The following is a 13,066-nucleotide window of genomic DNA, read 5'->3' as shown; positions in this document are numbered from 1 at the left end:
GAATTTAAGGAACCACAGACAATGGCTATCGAGATCAAAGCCCCCACTTTCCCGGAATCGGTTGCCGATGGCACCGTTGCCACCTGGCACAAACAACCGGGCGACGCGGTCAAGCGCGACGAACTGATCGTCGACATCGAAACCGACAAGGTCGTACTGGAAGTGCTGGCTACCGCTGACGGCGTGCTGGGCGCTATCGTCAAGAACGAAGGCGACACCGTTCTGTCCGACGAAGTCCTGGGCTCCATCGTTGAAGGCGGCGCTGCTGCCGCTGCTCCCGCTGCCGCTGCTGCTCCGGCCGCTGCTGCCGCTCCGGCTGCCGGCGCGGACGAAGACGCTATCGCAGCTCCAGCTGCTCGCAAGCTGGCCGAAGAAAACGGCATCAACCTGGCTTCCGTCAAAGGCACCGGCAAAGATGGTCGTGTAACCAAGGAAGACGTGGTTGCCGCTGTCGAAGCCAAGAAAGCTGCTCCTGCTGCCGCACCTGCCAAGGCTGCTGCTCCGGCTGCCGCCGCTCCTGTGTTCGCTGCTGGCGACCGCATCGAGAAGCGCGTTCCGATGACCCGCGTTCGCGCCACTGTGGCCAAGCGTCTGGTTGAAGCTCAATCGAACATGGCGATGCTGACCACTTTCAACGAAGTCGACATGACCGAAGTCATGGCGCTGCGTTCGAAGTACAAGGACCTGTTCGAGAAGTCCCACAACGGCGTACGCCTGGGCTTCATGTCGTTCTTCGTGAAAGCGGCTACCGAGGCGCTGAAGCGCTTCCCGGCTGTCAACGCGTCGATCGACGGCGGCGACATCGTTTACCACGGCTACGCTGACGTCGGCGTTGCAGTTTCCAGCGATCGCGGCCTGGTTGTACCGGTTCTGCGTAACGCCGAACTGATGAGCCTGGCTGAAATCGAAGGCGGCATCGCCACCTTCGGCAAGAAAGCCCGCGACGGCAAACTGTCGATGGACGAAATGACCGGTGGTACGTTCACCATCACCAACGGCGGTACTTTCGGTTCGATGATGTCGACCCCGATCGTCAACCCGCCACAAGCCGCCATCCTGGGCATGCACAACATCATCCAGCGTCCTATGGCCATCAACGGTCAGGTCGTTATCCGTCCGATGATGTACCTGGCACTGTCCTACGATCACCGTCTGATCGATGGCAAAGAAGCTGTGACCTTCCTGGTGACCATCAAGAACCTGCTGGAAGATCCGGCTCGTCTGTTGCTGGATATCTGATAGAAGCAGCCATGAGCTGCAGGCTCGAGCTGTCGGAAAACCCGCAGCCTGGCTTGCAGCTTGCGGCTTGAAGCTTTTCGCTAAAGAGGATTTTTTGAATGTCGCAGAAATTTGACGTAGTAGTGATCGGTGCGGGCCCTGGCGGTTACGTCGCTGCCATCAAGGCCGCGCAGTTGGGTCTCTCCACTGCCTGCATCGAGAAGTACACCGACAAGGAAGGCAAACTGGCTCTGGGCGGTACCTGCCTGAACGTCGGCTGCATTCCATCCAAGGCCCTGCTGGACAGCTCGTGGAAATTCCACGAAGCCCAGGACGGTTTCGCGATCCACGGTATCAATCACGCTGGCGTGACCATGGACGTGCCAGCGATGGTCGGCCGTAAGGCCAACATCGTCAAAGGCCTGACCTCCGGCGTTGCGACCTTGTTCAAAGCCAACGGTGTGACCTCCATCCAGGGTCACGGCAAGCTGCTGGCCGGCAAGAAAGTTGAAGTCACCAAGCCAGACGGTTCGGTAGAAATCATCGAAGCCGAAAACGTCATCCTCGCTCCGGGCTCGCGTCCGATCGACATTCCACCGGCTCCGGTCGACCAGAATGTGATCGTCGATTCGACTGGCGCTCTGGAATTCCAATCGGTTCCAAAACGTCTGGGCGTGATCGGCGCCGGCGTTATCGGTCTGGAACTGGGTTCGGTCTGGTCGCGTCTGGGTGCAGAAGTGACTGTCCTTGAAGCCCTGGACACCTTCCTGATGGCAGCGGACACCGCTGTTTCCAAGGAAGCGCTGAAAACCCTGACCAAACAGGGTCTGGACATCAAGCTGGGCGCTCGCGTCACCGGTTCCAAAGTGAACGGCGACGAAGTCGTGGTGAACTACACCGATGCCAAGGGCGAACAGAACATCACTTTCGACAAGCTGATCGTAGCCGTTGGTCGCCGTCCGGTGACCACTGATCTGCTGGCTGCCGACTGCGGCGTGACCCTGGACGAGCGCGGTTTCGTGCACGTTGACGATCACTGCGCCACCACCGTACCAGGCGTTTACGCCATCGGCGACGTGGTTCGCGGCATGATGCTGGCGCACAAGGCGTCCGAAGAAGGCATCATGGTTGTCGAGCGCATCAAGGGCCACAAGGCCCAGATGAACTATGATTTGATCCCTTCGGTTATTTATACTCACCCGGAAATCGCGTGGGTCGGTAAAACCGAGCAGGCCTTGAAAGCCGAAGGCGTTGAAGTTAACGTCGGCACCTTCCCGTTCGCAGCCTCTGGCCGTGCCATGGCTGCCAACGATACCGGCGGTTTCGTCAAGGTCATCGCAGATGCCAAGACAGACCGCGTACTGGGCGTCCACGTGATTGGCCCAAGCGCTGCCGAACTGGTTCAGCAGGGCGCGATCGGTATGGAATTCGGCACCAGCGCTGAAGACCTGGGCATGATGGTTTTCTCCCATCCGACCCTGTCTGAAGCCTTGCACGAAGCTGCTTTGGCAGTGAATGGCGGCGCCATCCACATCGCCAACCGCAAGAAGCGTTAAGACATAATAAGAAACCACGGCGGTTTGGCCCGTCGTGAGCCTTGCACGCAAGACTCACCGCGGAATATCCGCTGGACGCAGTCTTGCATAGCTCAGCTATGCAAGCAGCAGTCACAGGTGGTGCGGCACTTGAATGAGTGCAGCACCGAATGCGCAGTACCTAACGAAGACGGTAATAAGCATGAATCTTCACGAGTATCAGGGTAAGCAGCTGTTCGCTGAGTACGGCCTGCCAGTTTCCACCGGTTACGCGGTAGACACCCCGGAAGCAGCAGCAGAAGCTTGCGACAAAATCGGCGGCAGCGAGTGGGTTGTCAAAGCCCAGGTCCACGCCGGTGGTCGCGGTAAAGCGGGCGGCGTAAAGCTGGTTCGCAACAAAGAAGACGCCAAAGCCTTCGCACAGCAGTGGCTGGGCAAGCGTCTGGTGACTTACCAGACTGACGCCAATGGTCAGCCAGTCACCAAGATCCTGGTTGAATCGTGCACTGATATCGCTAAAGAGCTGTACCTGGGCGCTGTCGTTGACCGTTCGAGCCGTCGTATCGTGTTCATGGCTTCCACCGAAGGTGGCGTGGACATCGAGAAAATCGCTCACGACACTCCAGAAAAAATTCTGAAAGCCACTATCGATCCACTGGTTGGCGCTCAGCCATTCCAGGGTCGCGAGCTGGCATTCCAGTTGGGTCTGGAAGGCAAGCAAGTTGCCCAGTTCGCCAAGATCTTCGTAGGTCTGGCCAAACTGTTCCAGGATCACGATCTGGCCCTGCTGGAAGTGAACCCGCTGGTGATCAAGGCTGACGGCGATCTGCACTGCCTGGACGCCAAGATCAACATCGACGCCAACGCCATGTACCGTCAGCCTAAGCTGAAGACTTTCCACGATCCGTCGCAAGACGATCCGCGCGAAGCGCACGCTGCCAAGTTCGAACTGAACTACGTAGCGCTGGAAGGCAACATCGGTTGCATGGTCAACGGTGCTGGCCTGGCCATGGGTACCATGGACATCGTCAACCTGCATGGCGGCAAGCCAGCCAACTTCCTCGACGTAGGCGGCGGTGCTACCAAGGAACGCGTTACCGAAGCGTTCAAGATCATCCTGTCCGACACTAACGTCGCTGCAGTACTGGTCAACATCTTCGGCGGCATCGTTCGTTGCGACATGATTGCCGAAGGCATCATCGGTGCAGTGAAAGAAGTCGGCGTGAAAATCCCGGTTGTTGTTCGCCTTGAAGGTAACAACGCTGAGCTGGGCGCTAAAGTACTGGCAGAAAGCGGTTTGAACATCATCGCTGCTACCAGCCTGACCGACGCTGCTCAACAAGTTGTCAAAGCTGCGGAGGGCAAATAATGAGCGTCCTGATCAATAAAGACACCAAAGTTATCTGCCAGGGTATTACCGGTTCGCAAGGTAGTTTCCACACCCAGCAAGCCATCGAGTACGGCACCAAGATGGTTGGTGGTGTAACTCCGGGCAAAGGCGGCACCGAGCACCTGGGTCTGCCAGTGTTCAACACCGTTAAAGACGCTGTAGCTGCCACTGGCGCTACCGCCAGCGTGATCTACGTTCCGGCTCCTTTCTGCAAGGACTCGATCCTGGAAGCTGCTTTCGGCGGCATCAAGCTGATCGTCTGCATCACCGAAGGCATTCCTACCCTGGACATGCTGGACGCTAAAGTTAAGTGCGACGAGCTGGGTGTTACCCTGATCGGCCCTAACTGCCCAGGCGTGATCACTCCAGGCGAATGCAAGATCGGCATCATGCCAGGTCACATTCACTTGCCAGGCAAGGTCGGTATCGTTTCCCGTTCCGGCACCCTGACCTACGAAGCTGTGAAGCAGACTACTGACGCCGGTTTCGGTCAGTCGACTTGCGTCGGCATCGGTGGTGACCCGATCCCGGGTTCGAACTTCATCGACATCCTGAAGCTGTTCCAGGAAGACCCGAAGACCGAAGCGATCGTGATGATCGGCGAGATCGGCGGTTCGGCTGAGGAAGAAGCGGCTGCCTACATCAAGGCACACGTGACCAAGCCGGTTGTTTCCTACATCGCTGGTGTGACTGCTCCTCCGGGCAAGCGCATGGGCCATGCTGGCGCAATCATCTCTGGCGGCAAAGGCACTGCAGACGAGAAATTCGCTGCTCTGCAAGACGCAGGCGTTAAAACCGTGCGTTCGCTGGCAGACATCGGCAAGGCCCTGGCCGAGCTGACTGGTTGGGCTGTCAAGTAAGCCTCGCGCTTGGCTGACGCTTCACCAAACAAAGGCCACCTTCGGGTGGCCTTTGTCGTTTCCGGCATTTGTGTTGACTCTGCTGGCCCCGGGCGGCGTTCCGACGAAGGCGGACTTACAGGCACCAACCATTTACATGCATAAACGCGACAGAAAAATGTCGTATATCGGAATGTTTGCCCACTAACAGTGCGTTTATCGGCCAAATTCGTTAGGCTACTCGCCATTTTTGCGTCCGCGGCCCACAAGGCTGCAACGCGCTAAAAGGGTCGGTCTTATACGGACTGACAGCATTTCCCTCATCCATAGGGAAATCCCTCTCTAAATTCCGATTCAGTAGTGTGGTATTTCCTTAATGAAAGTGTTGAAAGGCCAGGACATCCTGGCACTTGGTTTTATGACGTTTGCCCTGTTCGTCGGGGCTGGCAACATCATCTTCCCGCCTATCGTCGGTTTGCAGTCCGGGCCTAATGTCTGGATGGCGGCGCTGGGTTTCCTGGTCACCGCGGTCGGGCTGCCGGTGATCACCGTTGTGGCCCTGGCCAAGGTCGGTGGTGCAATGGATGCGTTGAGCAGCCCGATCGGTAAAGTGGCGGGTGGCCTGTTGGCGGCTGCTTGCTACCTGGCCGTAGGACCGCTGTTCGCGACGCCTCGTACCGCGACGGTATCGTTCGAAGTGGGCCTGGCGCCGCTGACCGGCGAGAGCCCGCTGGCTTTGTTCCTGTACAGCTCGGTTTACTTCCTGCTGGTGTTCTTCATCTCGCTGTACCCGGGCCGTTTGCTGGATACCGTAGGGCGCTTTCTCGCTCCGCTGAAGATAATCGCCCTGGCCGTGCTGGGCATTGCAGCATTCGCCCTGCCGGCCGGTGACATTGGCCAAGCCACGCCTGAATACGTGGCAGCGCCGTTTTCCCAAGGCTTCATCAATGGTTACCTGACCATGGATACCTTGGGCGCCCTGGTGTTCGGCATCGTCATCGTCAACGCCATCCGTTCGCGCGGCGTCGAGTCGCCAGCACTGATCACCCGCTACGCGATTATCGCCGGTCTGATTGCCGGTGTGGGCCTGGCACTGGTTTATGTCAGCCTGTTCCGTCTCGGTTCGGGCAGCCATGAAGTGGCCGCAGGTGCTACCAACGGTGCAGCGGTACTACACGCCTATGTGCAGCACACTTTCGGTTCCCTAGGCAGCGGTTTCCTCGCGGTGCTGATTTCTCTGGCGTGCCTGGTGACTGCGGTTGGTCTGACCTGTGCCTGCGCCGAATACTTCAGCCGCGTGCTGCCACTGTCCTACAAGACGCTGGTGATCATCCTCGCTGCGTTCTCGCTGCTGGTATCCAACCTGGGCCTGACCAAGCTGATTGCGTTCTCGATCCCGGTACTGACCGCGATCTACCCGCCGTGCATCGCCCTGGTGGCTCTGAGCTTCTGCAAGGACTTCTGGCATGAGCAGGGTCGCATTGTCGGCCCGGTGATGCTGGTGTCGTTCATCTTCGGCTTGATCGACGCCCTCAAGGGCGCCGGTCTGGCGGACTGGATGCCGACGCAAATGGCCCACCTGCCGCTGAGCGAGCAGGGCCTGGCCTGGCTGGTGCCTTCGGTGATGACGCTGGTGGTTGCCGTTGTCTGCGACCGTCTGCTGGGCAAGCGCGAAGAAGCGCTGGCTTAAGCTTTACCGGTCCGTCACAAAACAGAAATGCCCCGTATCAATCGATACGGGGCATTTTTTTATGGGTATCAGGTAGTGTCTTTTTTCTTAGGCTAACGTCGAATCACTGCAAAACCCTTTGTGGGAGCGAGCTTGCTCGCGATGGGGGCAGTCCATTCAAGATTGATGTCGGCTGACCCGCCGCAATCGCGAGCAAGCTCGCTCCCACAGGGGCTGTGTAATCCGCAAATACATCACAAGGACCTGCATGTCGTTCATCCAAGCCAATCTGATACACATTCTTGCCGCCATCTGGTTCGTCATCTGCTGGGGCGGGTACACCCGCTATGCCACCTGGAAAGGCCGTGACACCGCGTGTCTGGCCAGTGTGCTGCACCTGTATCGTGAGGACTGGATGCGCCGCATGCTGCTGCGTGACAACCGCATCGCCGATGCCAGCGTGATCGGCAATCTGGAGCGCAATGCTTCGTTCTTCGCTTCCAGTACATTGATTATCCTGGCCGGTATTCTCACAGTGCTGGGTGCGTCGGAGCGGGCGGTGTCGTTGCTGGCGGATATCCCGATGGTGCAACAGGCGTCCCAGGGCATGTCGGAAATCAAGTTGCTGTGCCTGGCGCTGGTGTTTGTCTATGCGTTCTTCACGTTCAGCTGGTGCATGCGCCAGTACAACTTCGCCGCCATTCTGGTCGGCTCGGCGCCGATGGTCGGTGAACGCCATGTGTCCGAGCAGGAGCGCAAGGCCTTTGCCGCCCGTGCAGCCCGTGTCATCTCCATGGCCGCCAACCAGTTCAACTTTGGCCTGCGCTCTTATTACTTCGGCATGACCATGCTGGCCTGGTTCGTCAGCCCATGGCTGTTCATGTTGATGAGTGCCGGTGTGGTGTTCGTATTGTATCGCCGAGAGTTTCATTCCGACGTTCTCGACGTGATGGTCTATACCCCTACAGAAGCGCCATTGCTTGAGGCGAATAAAGAGGCTGCCTGATCGGGCGCCTGCGCGCTGGCTATCTAGTGTGTTACTGGACGGATCTGACTCGGTAGCGCAATCTGGTTTGGCTGGCGGGTTTAATCTGTTCGCTGTTGCTGATGATTAGTCCGACTTATCGTACGATTTTGCTCTAACCGCTTTTTTGAAGACAAAAGAAAACCCGCACTTGGCGGGTTTTCTTTTATCACGCTAAAAACCGGATTAGTTCTTAGGTGCTTCCGGAGCGGCCGGAGCGGCCGGAGCAGCCGGAGCAGCCGGAGCCGCCTCTTTAGCCGCTTCCGCCTGATCTTTGGCGGCTTCGGCGTTTTCTTTCGCCGCGTCGTTCACTTTATCCTGAGCTTCGTTCATTTTTTGCTGGGCTTGCTCAGCATGTTGGTTAGCATCTTGAGCTTTGTCCTCGGATTTTTTATCGCAGGCAGCGAGACCGAGGGAAGCGGTCAACATCAAGGCAATAGCTAAAGTCTTACGCATGGGGTGTTTCTCCTGATGAAAAGCATCTACTGGCCTTAAGAACCCACGCATCAGGGTTAAGTTCCTTAATTATTTCAGATATATAAGTTTGTTCTAATGCGGAACTTTTACCCGGACCGCCACCGCATTGTACGGATTTAAACAAGAGTTTTTATCAAATGGCTGAAAACCCCGTTTTTGAGCGTGCGATGCGCTTTCTGTCGGCACTGCGACACTGTCAGGTACTTGGACTACGCGTTCACAGTGCCAACAGCGAAGGGCTGACGATTGTGCTGCCGTACAGCCCGCAGATCGTCGGCAATCCCGAAACCGGCGTGATTCATGGCGGGGCGCTGACTTCGCTGATGGACACGGCCTGTGGCATGGCGACGCTCTGCGTGCTCCCGGAATTCGAGGTCTGCCCGACCCTCGATCTGCGCATCGACTACATGCATGCCGCCGAGCCGCATAAAGATGTCTACGGCTTTGCCCAATGCTACCGCGTCACCACCGACGTGATTTTCGCCCGTGGCTTTGCCTATCAGGATGACCCCGAGCAACCCATTGCTCATGTGGTGGGCACTTTCATGCGCATGGGTAAGGGTCTCAAGGGCACCAAGGGCTTTGGTGGCGCGGTTGCCGGAGGTGCGCAGTGAGCGAGTCTCTAAAGGAGCAACTGCAAAAGGCCCATGAGCAGGGCGATTATGCCTCGCTGCTGGATTTGATTCCCTATGCCCGGCTGATCGGCGTCGAATGTTCACGGGTGGGAGATGAGTTGCTGTTCAAGCTGCCAGCGAACAAGGACAACATCGGTAACCCATTGTTGCCGGCGATTCATGGCGGTGTGATCGCCGGTTTCATGGAGTTGGCCGCCGCGCTGCACCTGTTGGTGTTTACCGGATCGCCCGGGGTGCCGAAAATCATCGATTTCTCTCTGGATTACCTGCGTGCCGGGCAGTTTCGCGATACCTGGGCCCGATGTCAGGTGTGTCGCCAGGGTCGCCGGGTCGCCAACGTGGCGATTACCGCCTGGCAAAGCACCGAAGCCGAACCCATTGCCACGGCCCGTGCACATTTCAAACTCGAAGAGCCCTTGAAATCCTGAACGGTGCCCCAAACTCTGAGGACAACCCGCCGCCGACCCTCAAGGTCGCGGCTTATGCCATCTGATTGGAGTTTGATGACCATGAGTGTGGAAACTCAAAAGGAAACCCTGGGCTTCCAGACCGAGGTGAAGCAACTGCTGCATCTCATGATCCATTCGCTGTATTCCAACAAGGAAATTTTCCTTCGCGAATTGATCTCGAACGCCTCTGACGCTGTCGACAAATTACGTTTCGAAGCCCTGGCCAAGCCAGAGCTGCTGGAAGGTGGCGCCGAACTGAAAATCCGCGTGAGCTTCGACAAGGACGCTAAAACCGTCACCCTCGAAGACAACGGTATCGGCATGAGCCGCGAAGACGCGATCACCCACCTGGGGACCATCGCCAAGTCCGGCACCGCCGATTTCATGAAACACCTGACCGGCGACCAGAAGAAAGACTCGCACCTGATCGGCCAGTTCGGTGTCGGTTTCTACTCCGCCTTCATCGTCGCTGACAAAGTCGATGTGTTCAGCCGTCGTGCCGGCAGCGCTGCCAGCGAAGGCGTGCACTGGTCGTCCAAGGGCGAAGGTAACTTCGAAGTTGCGACCATCGACAAGACCGAGCGCGGCACTCGCATCGTCCTGCACCTGAAATCCGGTGAAGACGAGTTCGCCGATGGCTGGCGCCTGCGCAACATCATCAAGAAGTACTCCGACCACATCGCCTTGCCGATCGAGTTGCCGAAAGAAGTGGCAGCCACCGAGGGCGAGGAGAAACCGGCCGTTGAATGGGAAACCGTCAACCGCGCCAGTGCCCTGTGGACCCGTCCCCGTACCGAGATCAAGGACGAGGAATATCAGGAGTTCTACAAGCACATCGCTCACGATTTCGAAAACCCGCTGAGCTGGAGCCACAACAAGGTCGAAGGCAAGCTGGAGTACAGCTCGCTGCTATACGTGCCGAGCCGCGCTCCGTTCGACCTGTACCAGCGTGAAGCGCCGAAAGGCCTGAAATTGTACGTGCAGCGCGTATTCGTCATGGATCAGGCTGAGTCCTTCCTGCCGTTGTACCTGCGCTTCATCAAGGGCGTGGTCGATTCCAACGACCTGTCGCTGAACGTGTCGCGGGAAATCCTGCAGAAAGACCCGATCATCGATTCCATGAAGTCGGCGCTGACCAAGCGTGTTCTGGACATGCTGGAAAAACTGGCGAAGAACGAGCCTGAGCAGTACAAAGGCTTCTGGAAAAACTTCGGTCAGGTCATGAAAGAAGGCCCGGCAGAAGACTTCGCCAACAAAGAAAAAATCGCCGGCCTGCTGCGTTTCGCCTCGACCCATGGCGACGATGGCGAACAGGTTGTTGGCCTGGCCGAGTACCTGGCGCGTGCCAAGGAAGGTCAGGACAAGATCTACTACCTGACCGGCGAAACCTACGCGCAGGTCAAGAACAGCCCGCACCTGGAAGTCTTCCGCAAGAAAGGCATCGAAGTGCTGCTGCTGACCGATCGCATCGACGAGTGGCTGATGAGCTATCTCAGCGACTTCGACGGCAAGAGCTTTGTCGACGTGGCGCGCGGTGACCTGGACCTCGGCAACCTGGACTCGGAAGAGGACAAGAAGGCTGCGGAAGAAGTCGCCAAGGCTAAGGAAGGTCTGGTTGAGCGTCTGAAAACCGCGCTGGGCGAATCCGTTGCGGAAGTTCGAGTGTCCCATCGTCTGACTGATTCTCCGGCGATCCTGGCCATCGGCGAGCAGGACCTGGGCTTGCAGATGCGTCAGATCCTCGAAGCCAGCGGCCAGAAGGTTCCGGATTCGAAGCCGATCTTCGAATTCAACCCGGCTCACCCGCTGATCGAGAAGCTCGACAACGAGCAGAGCGACGAGCGCTTCGGCGACCTGTCGCACATCCTCTTCGATCAGGCGGCCCTGGCGGCCGGCGACAGCTTGAAAGACCCGGCGGCCTATGTGCGCCGTCTGAACAAACTGTTGGTCGAGCTATCAGCTTAACTGTGTTGTAGAAAACCCGCTTCGGCGGGTTTTTTCATTCTGGTGTTCAAAAATCAGGAGTCAGAAATGAGCCAAATCACTGTACGTTCCGTTGCCTATCAGATTGATGGTCAGGCCTACGAAAGCCGTCTGGCCTTCGATGCCGACCATAAAGGCCCGCGTCCGGGTTTGTTGATGGCGCCGAACTGGATGGGCGTCAGCGCCGGTGCCGAGGAGATCGCCAGGTCGGTGGCATCCAAGGGTTATGTGGTGCTGATCGCAGACCTTTACGGTCAATCGGTTCGTCCGACGAACAATGACGAGGCCGGCGCGGCAATGATGCCGTTGAAGAATGACCGCGCATTGCTGCGCAAGCGCATGCAGGCGGCGTTCGAGCAGTTACAGGGGCAGGGCGAGGCGGCAGTCGATACGTCGAAGCTGGCGACCTACGGTTTCTGCTTCGGCGGTTGCTGCGCCCTGGAGTTTGCCCGTACCGGTGCGCCAGTGAAAGCGGCGGTATCGTTCCACGGCACGCTGGACACACCGAACCCGGCCGATGCGAAAAACATCCAGGGTAAGGTGCTGGTACTGCACGGTGCCTCCGATCCACTGGTGCCAAAGGAGCAGTTGCCGGCATTCGAAGATGAAATGAACGCGGCAGGTGTGGACTGGCAGTTGCTGAGCTACGGCGGTGCGTTCCACTCATTCACCGACCCGCACGCCAAGGTGCCGGGCATGATGATGTATGACGCGAAGATCGCTGCTCGGGCGTTCACCTCGATGCATAACTTGCTGGATGAAGTGTTCAAGGGTTGATCTGGTGTCAGGCACCGATTTTGTCAGTGCCTGAACCGGCCTCTTCGCGAGCAAGCTCGCTCCCACAGGGGAAATGTGTCGTGTGCAATTCCTGTGACCGACGCGGTCAACTGTGGGAGCGAGCTTGCTCGCGATGGCGATGTTACGAACACCGAAGAATCTAAGGCAATTCGATCCTCTCAACTTCCCCCGGCACCGTCGGCCAGTCCCCGGCCGCCCAGCGCCGCCGTGCTTCATCAATCGCTGCCGGATCGCTCGCGACAAAATTCCCTTTGATCCGCCGTGGCCCGTCCAGCGGTGCGCCGCCAAACAACACGGCGTGGCTGTCGCTTTCAGCAAACAGGGTCATCTCTTCCCCGGCAGGCAGTACCACCAGCGAATGAGGCTCTATCGTCTCGCCATCCAGTTGCACTTCGCCGCTCAACACATACAGCGCACGTTCCTCATGCTCGGTGGGGATCAGCAGCGTTGTCGCCGTTTGCAGGTGCAATTCCGCGTACAACGTAGGAGAAAGCACCGGCACTGGTGATTCCAGGCAAAAGCCTGACCCGGCAATCATGCGAATCTTCACCCCCAGGTTCTCGCTGACGGGCAATGTGGAAGCCGGATGGTGGCTGTAATGCCCCGGACCTTGTTCTTTATCCTTGGGTGAAGCCAGCCAGATCTGCAAACCGTGCATCGTGAAGCCGCTTTTTTTCAGGGCCTCAGGCGTGCGTTCCACGTGGGCAATGGCACTGCCAGCCGTCATCCAGCTGACGTCGCCAGTCCCGACCACTTGATCGGAGCCGAGGCTGTCCTTGTGCTGGATCTGCCCCTGGAACAAGTAAGTGAGGGTCGACAGGCCAATGTGCGGATGCTGGCGGATGTTCATGCCTTTGCCCGGCGGATAACGGGTTTCCAGCATGTGATCGAAAAACACGAATGGCCCGACGCTGCGGCACTTGGCAGATGGCAGTGGACGCAGAATTGGCTGACCTTCGACATCTTCGGTGCGGGGGCGGATCACGAGTGGAGTGTTCATGGTGCGTTCCAGGCTGAGCGGGTAATGCATTCGAGCATAACCCGCTTGC

Annotated in this window: 12 protein-coding genes and 1 pseudogene; 11 read left to right on the top strand and 2 right to left on the bottom strand. The window is 58.0% G+C overall.

What is annotated here, in order from left to right:
- Window positions 1-21 precede the first annotated feature (21 nt).
- From odhB to ACEN8Z_RS23670, 7 genes and pseudogenes are all read left to right on the top strand, one after another.
- Window positions 22-1,239 (top strand): 2-oxoglutarate dehydrogenase complex dihydrolipoyllysine-residue succinyltransferase, encoded by a 1,218-nt coding sequence (gene odhB / locus ACEN8Z_RS23700; RefSeq protein ID WP_007984589.1) that lies wholly within the window; start codon window positions 22-24, stop codon window positions 1,237-1,239.
- Between the two features lie 98 nt (window positions 1,240-1,337).
- Window positions 1,338-2,774: a dihydrolipoyl dehydrogenase gene (lpdA, locus tag ACEN8Z_RS23695; RefSeq protein ID WP_007998079.1), complete on the top strand. Its 1,437-nt coding sequence runs from the start codon at window positions 1,338-1,340 to the stop codon at window positions 2,772-2,774.
- A gap of 181 nt (window positions 2,775-2,955) precedes the next feature.
- On the top strand, window positions 2,956-4,122 hold the full coding sequence (sucC, locus tag ACEN8Z_RS23690) for an ADP-forming succinate--CoA ligase subunit beta (protein WP_003223015.1): 1,167 nt from the start codon (window positions 2,956-2,958) through the stop codon (window positions 4,120-4,122).
- Window positions 4,122-5,003: a succinate--CoA ligase subunit alpha gene (gene sucD / locus ACEN8Z_RS23685; protein ID WP_003223019.1), complete on the top strand. Its 882-nt coding sequence runs from the start codon at window positions 4,122-4,124 to the stop codon at window positions 5,001-5,003. Before sucC ends, sucD begins: the two co-directional genes overlap by 1 nt.
- Window positions 5,004-5,358: 355 nt before the next feature.
- The gene (gene brnQ, locus ACEN8Z_RS23680; protein WP_495595856.1) at window positions 5,359-6,672 is read left to right on the top strand and encodes a branched-chain amino acid transport system II carrier protein; all 1,314 of its coding nucleotides are present in this window, start codon (window positions 5,359-5,361) and stop codon (window positions 6,670-6,672) included.
- Window positions 6,673-6,919: 247 nt separating this feature from the next.
- A complete protein-coding gene (locus ACEN8Z_RS23675; RefSeq protein WP_007998084.1) occupies window positions 6,920-7,657 on the top strand; it encodes a DUF599 domain-containing protein in 738 nt (245 codons plus the stop codon).
- Between the two features lie 20 nt (window positions 7,658-7,677).
- Window positions 7,678-7,794 (top strand): annotated as a pseudogene (locus tag ACEN8Z_RS23670) (MAPEG family protein); the annotation flags it as partial.
- A gap of 67 nt (window positions 7,795-7,861) precedes the next feature.
- On the opposite strand, the gene ACEN8Z_RS23665 reads toward ACEN8Z_RS23670, so the two are convergent.
- Window positions 7,862-8,131, bottom strand: a complete 270-nt coding sequence (locus ACEN8Z_RS23665) for a hypothetical protein (RefSeq protein ID WP_495595855.1) — start codon at window positions 8,129-8,131, stop codon at window positions 7,862-7,864.
- A 158-nt stretch (window positions 8,132-8,289) separates the two neighbouring features.
- Here ACEN8Z_RS23665 and ACEN8Z_RS23660 point away from each other — a divergent pair, with 158 nt between their 5' ends.
- The 4 genes from ACEN8Z_RS23660 (at window position 8,290) to ACEN8Z_RS23645 (ending at window position 11,996) form a co-directional block, all read left to right on the top strand.
- The gene (locus tag ACEN8Z_RS23660; RefSeq protein WP_495595854.1) at window positions 8,290-8,766 is read left to right on the top strand and encodes a PaaI family thioesterase; all 477 of its coding nucleotides are present in this window, start codon (window positions 8,290-8,292) and stop codon (window positions 8,764-8,766) included.
- Complete coding sequence (locus tag ACEN8Z_RS23655; protein WP_007984572.1) at window positions 8,763-9,215, top strand: PaaI family thioesterase; 453 nt, start codon at window positions 8,763-8,765, stop codon at window positions 9,213-9,215. Before ACEN8Z_RS23660 ends, ACEN8Z_RS23655 begins: the two co-directional genes overlap by 4 nt.
- An 81-nt stretch (window positions 9,216-9,296) precedes the next feature.
- Window positions 9,297-11,201 carry a molecular chaperone HtpG gene (gene htpG, locus ACEN8Z_RS23650; protein WP_495595853.1) on the top strand — a complete coding sequence of 635 codons (1,905 nt, stop codon included), beginning with the start codon at window positions 9,297-9,299 and terminating at the stop codon, window positions 11,199-11,201.
- A 66-nt stretch (window positions 11,202-11,267) separates the two neighbouring features.
- On the top strand, window positions 11,268-11,996 hold the full coding sequence (locus ACEN8Z_RS23645; protein WP_007998095.1) for a dienelactone hydrolase family protein: 729 nt from the start codon (window positions 11,268-11,270) through the stop codon (window positions 11,994-11,996).
- A 160-nt stretch (window positions 11,997-12,156) separates the two neighbouring features.
- Here ACEN8Z_RS23645 and ACEN8Z_RS23640 read toward each other — a convergent pair whose 3' ends face one another.
- A complete protein-coding gene (locus ACEN8Z_RS23640; protein WP_495595852.1) occupies window positions 12,157-13,017 on the bottom strand; it encodes a pirin family protein in 861 nt (286 codons plus the stop codon).
- Window positions 13,018-13,066 lie beyond the last annotated feature (49 nt).

It is taken from the genome of Pseudomonas sp. Pseusp10 (assembly GCF_059492225.1).
Note: the sequence above shows the minus strand (reverse complement) of the source record. Positions and strands in the feature narration are given on the sequence as shown.

What these genes read in the sequence shown, in the direction of transcription:
- odhB (WP_007984589.1), top strand. Translation starts at nt 22, where the DNA reads ATGGCTATCGAGATCAAAGCCCCCACTTTCCCGGAATCGGTTGCCGAT.
- lpdA (WP_007998079.1), top strand. Translation starts at nt 1,338, where the DNA reads ATGTCGCAGAAATTTGACGTAGTAGTGATCGGTGCGGGCCCTGGCGGT.
- sucC (WP_003223015.1), top strand. Translation starts at nt 2,956, where the DNA reads ATGAATCTTCACGAGTATCAGGGTAAGCAGCTGTTCGCTGAGTACGGC.
- sucD (WP_003223019.1), top strand. Translation starts at nt 4,122, where the DNA reads ATGAGCGTCCTGATCAATAAAGACACCAAAGTTATCTGCCAGGGTATT.
- brnQ (WP_495595856.1), top strand. Translation starts at nt 5,359, where the DNA reads ATGAAAGTGTTGAAAGGCCAGGACATCCTGGCACTTGGTTTTATGACG.
- ACEN8Z_RS23675 (WP_007998084.1), top strand. Translation starts at nt 6,920, where the DNA reads ATGTCGTTCATCCAAGCCAATCTGATACACATTCTTGCCGCCATCTGG.
- ACEN8Z_RS23665 (WP_495595855.1), bottom strand. Translation starts at nt 8,131, where the DNA reads ATGCGTAAGACTTTAGCTATTGCCTTGATGTTGACCGCTTCCCTCGGT.
- ACEN8Z_RS23660 (WP_495595854.1), top strand. Translation starts at nt 8,290, where the DNA reads ATGGCTGAAAACCCCGTTTTTGAGCGTGCGATGCGCTTTCTGTCGGCA.
- htpG (WP_495595853.1), top strand. Translation starts at nt 9,297, where the DNA reads ATGAGTGTGGAAACTCAAAAGGAAACCCTGGGCTTCCAGACCGAGGTG.
- ACEN8Z_RS23645 (WP_007998095.1), top strand. Translation starts at nt 11,268, where the DNA reads ATGAGCCAAATCACTGTACGTTCCGTTGCCTATCAGATTGATGGTCAG.
- ACEN8Z_RS23640 (WP_495595852.1), bottom strand. Translation starts at nt 13,017, where the DNA reads ATGAACACTCCACTCGTGATCCGCCCCCGCACCGAAGATGTCGAAGGT.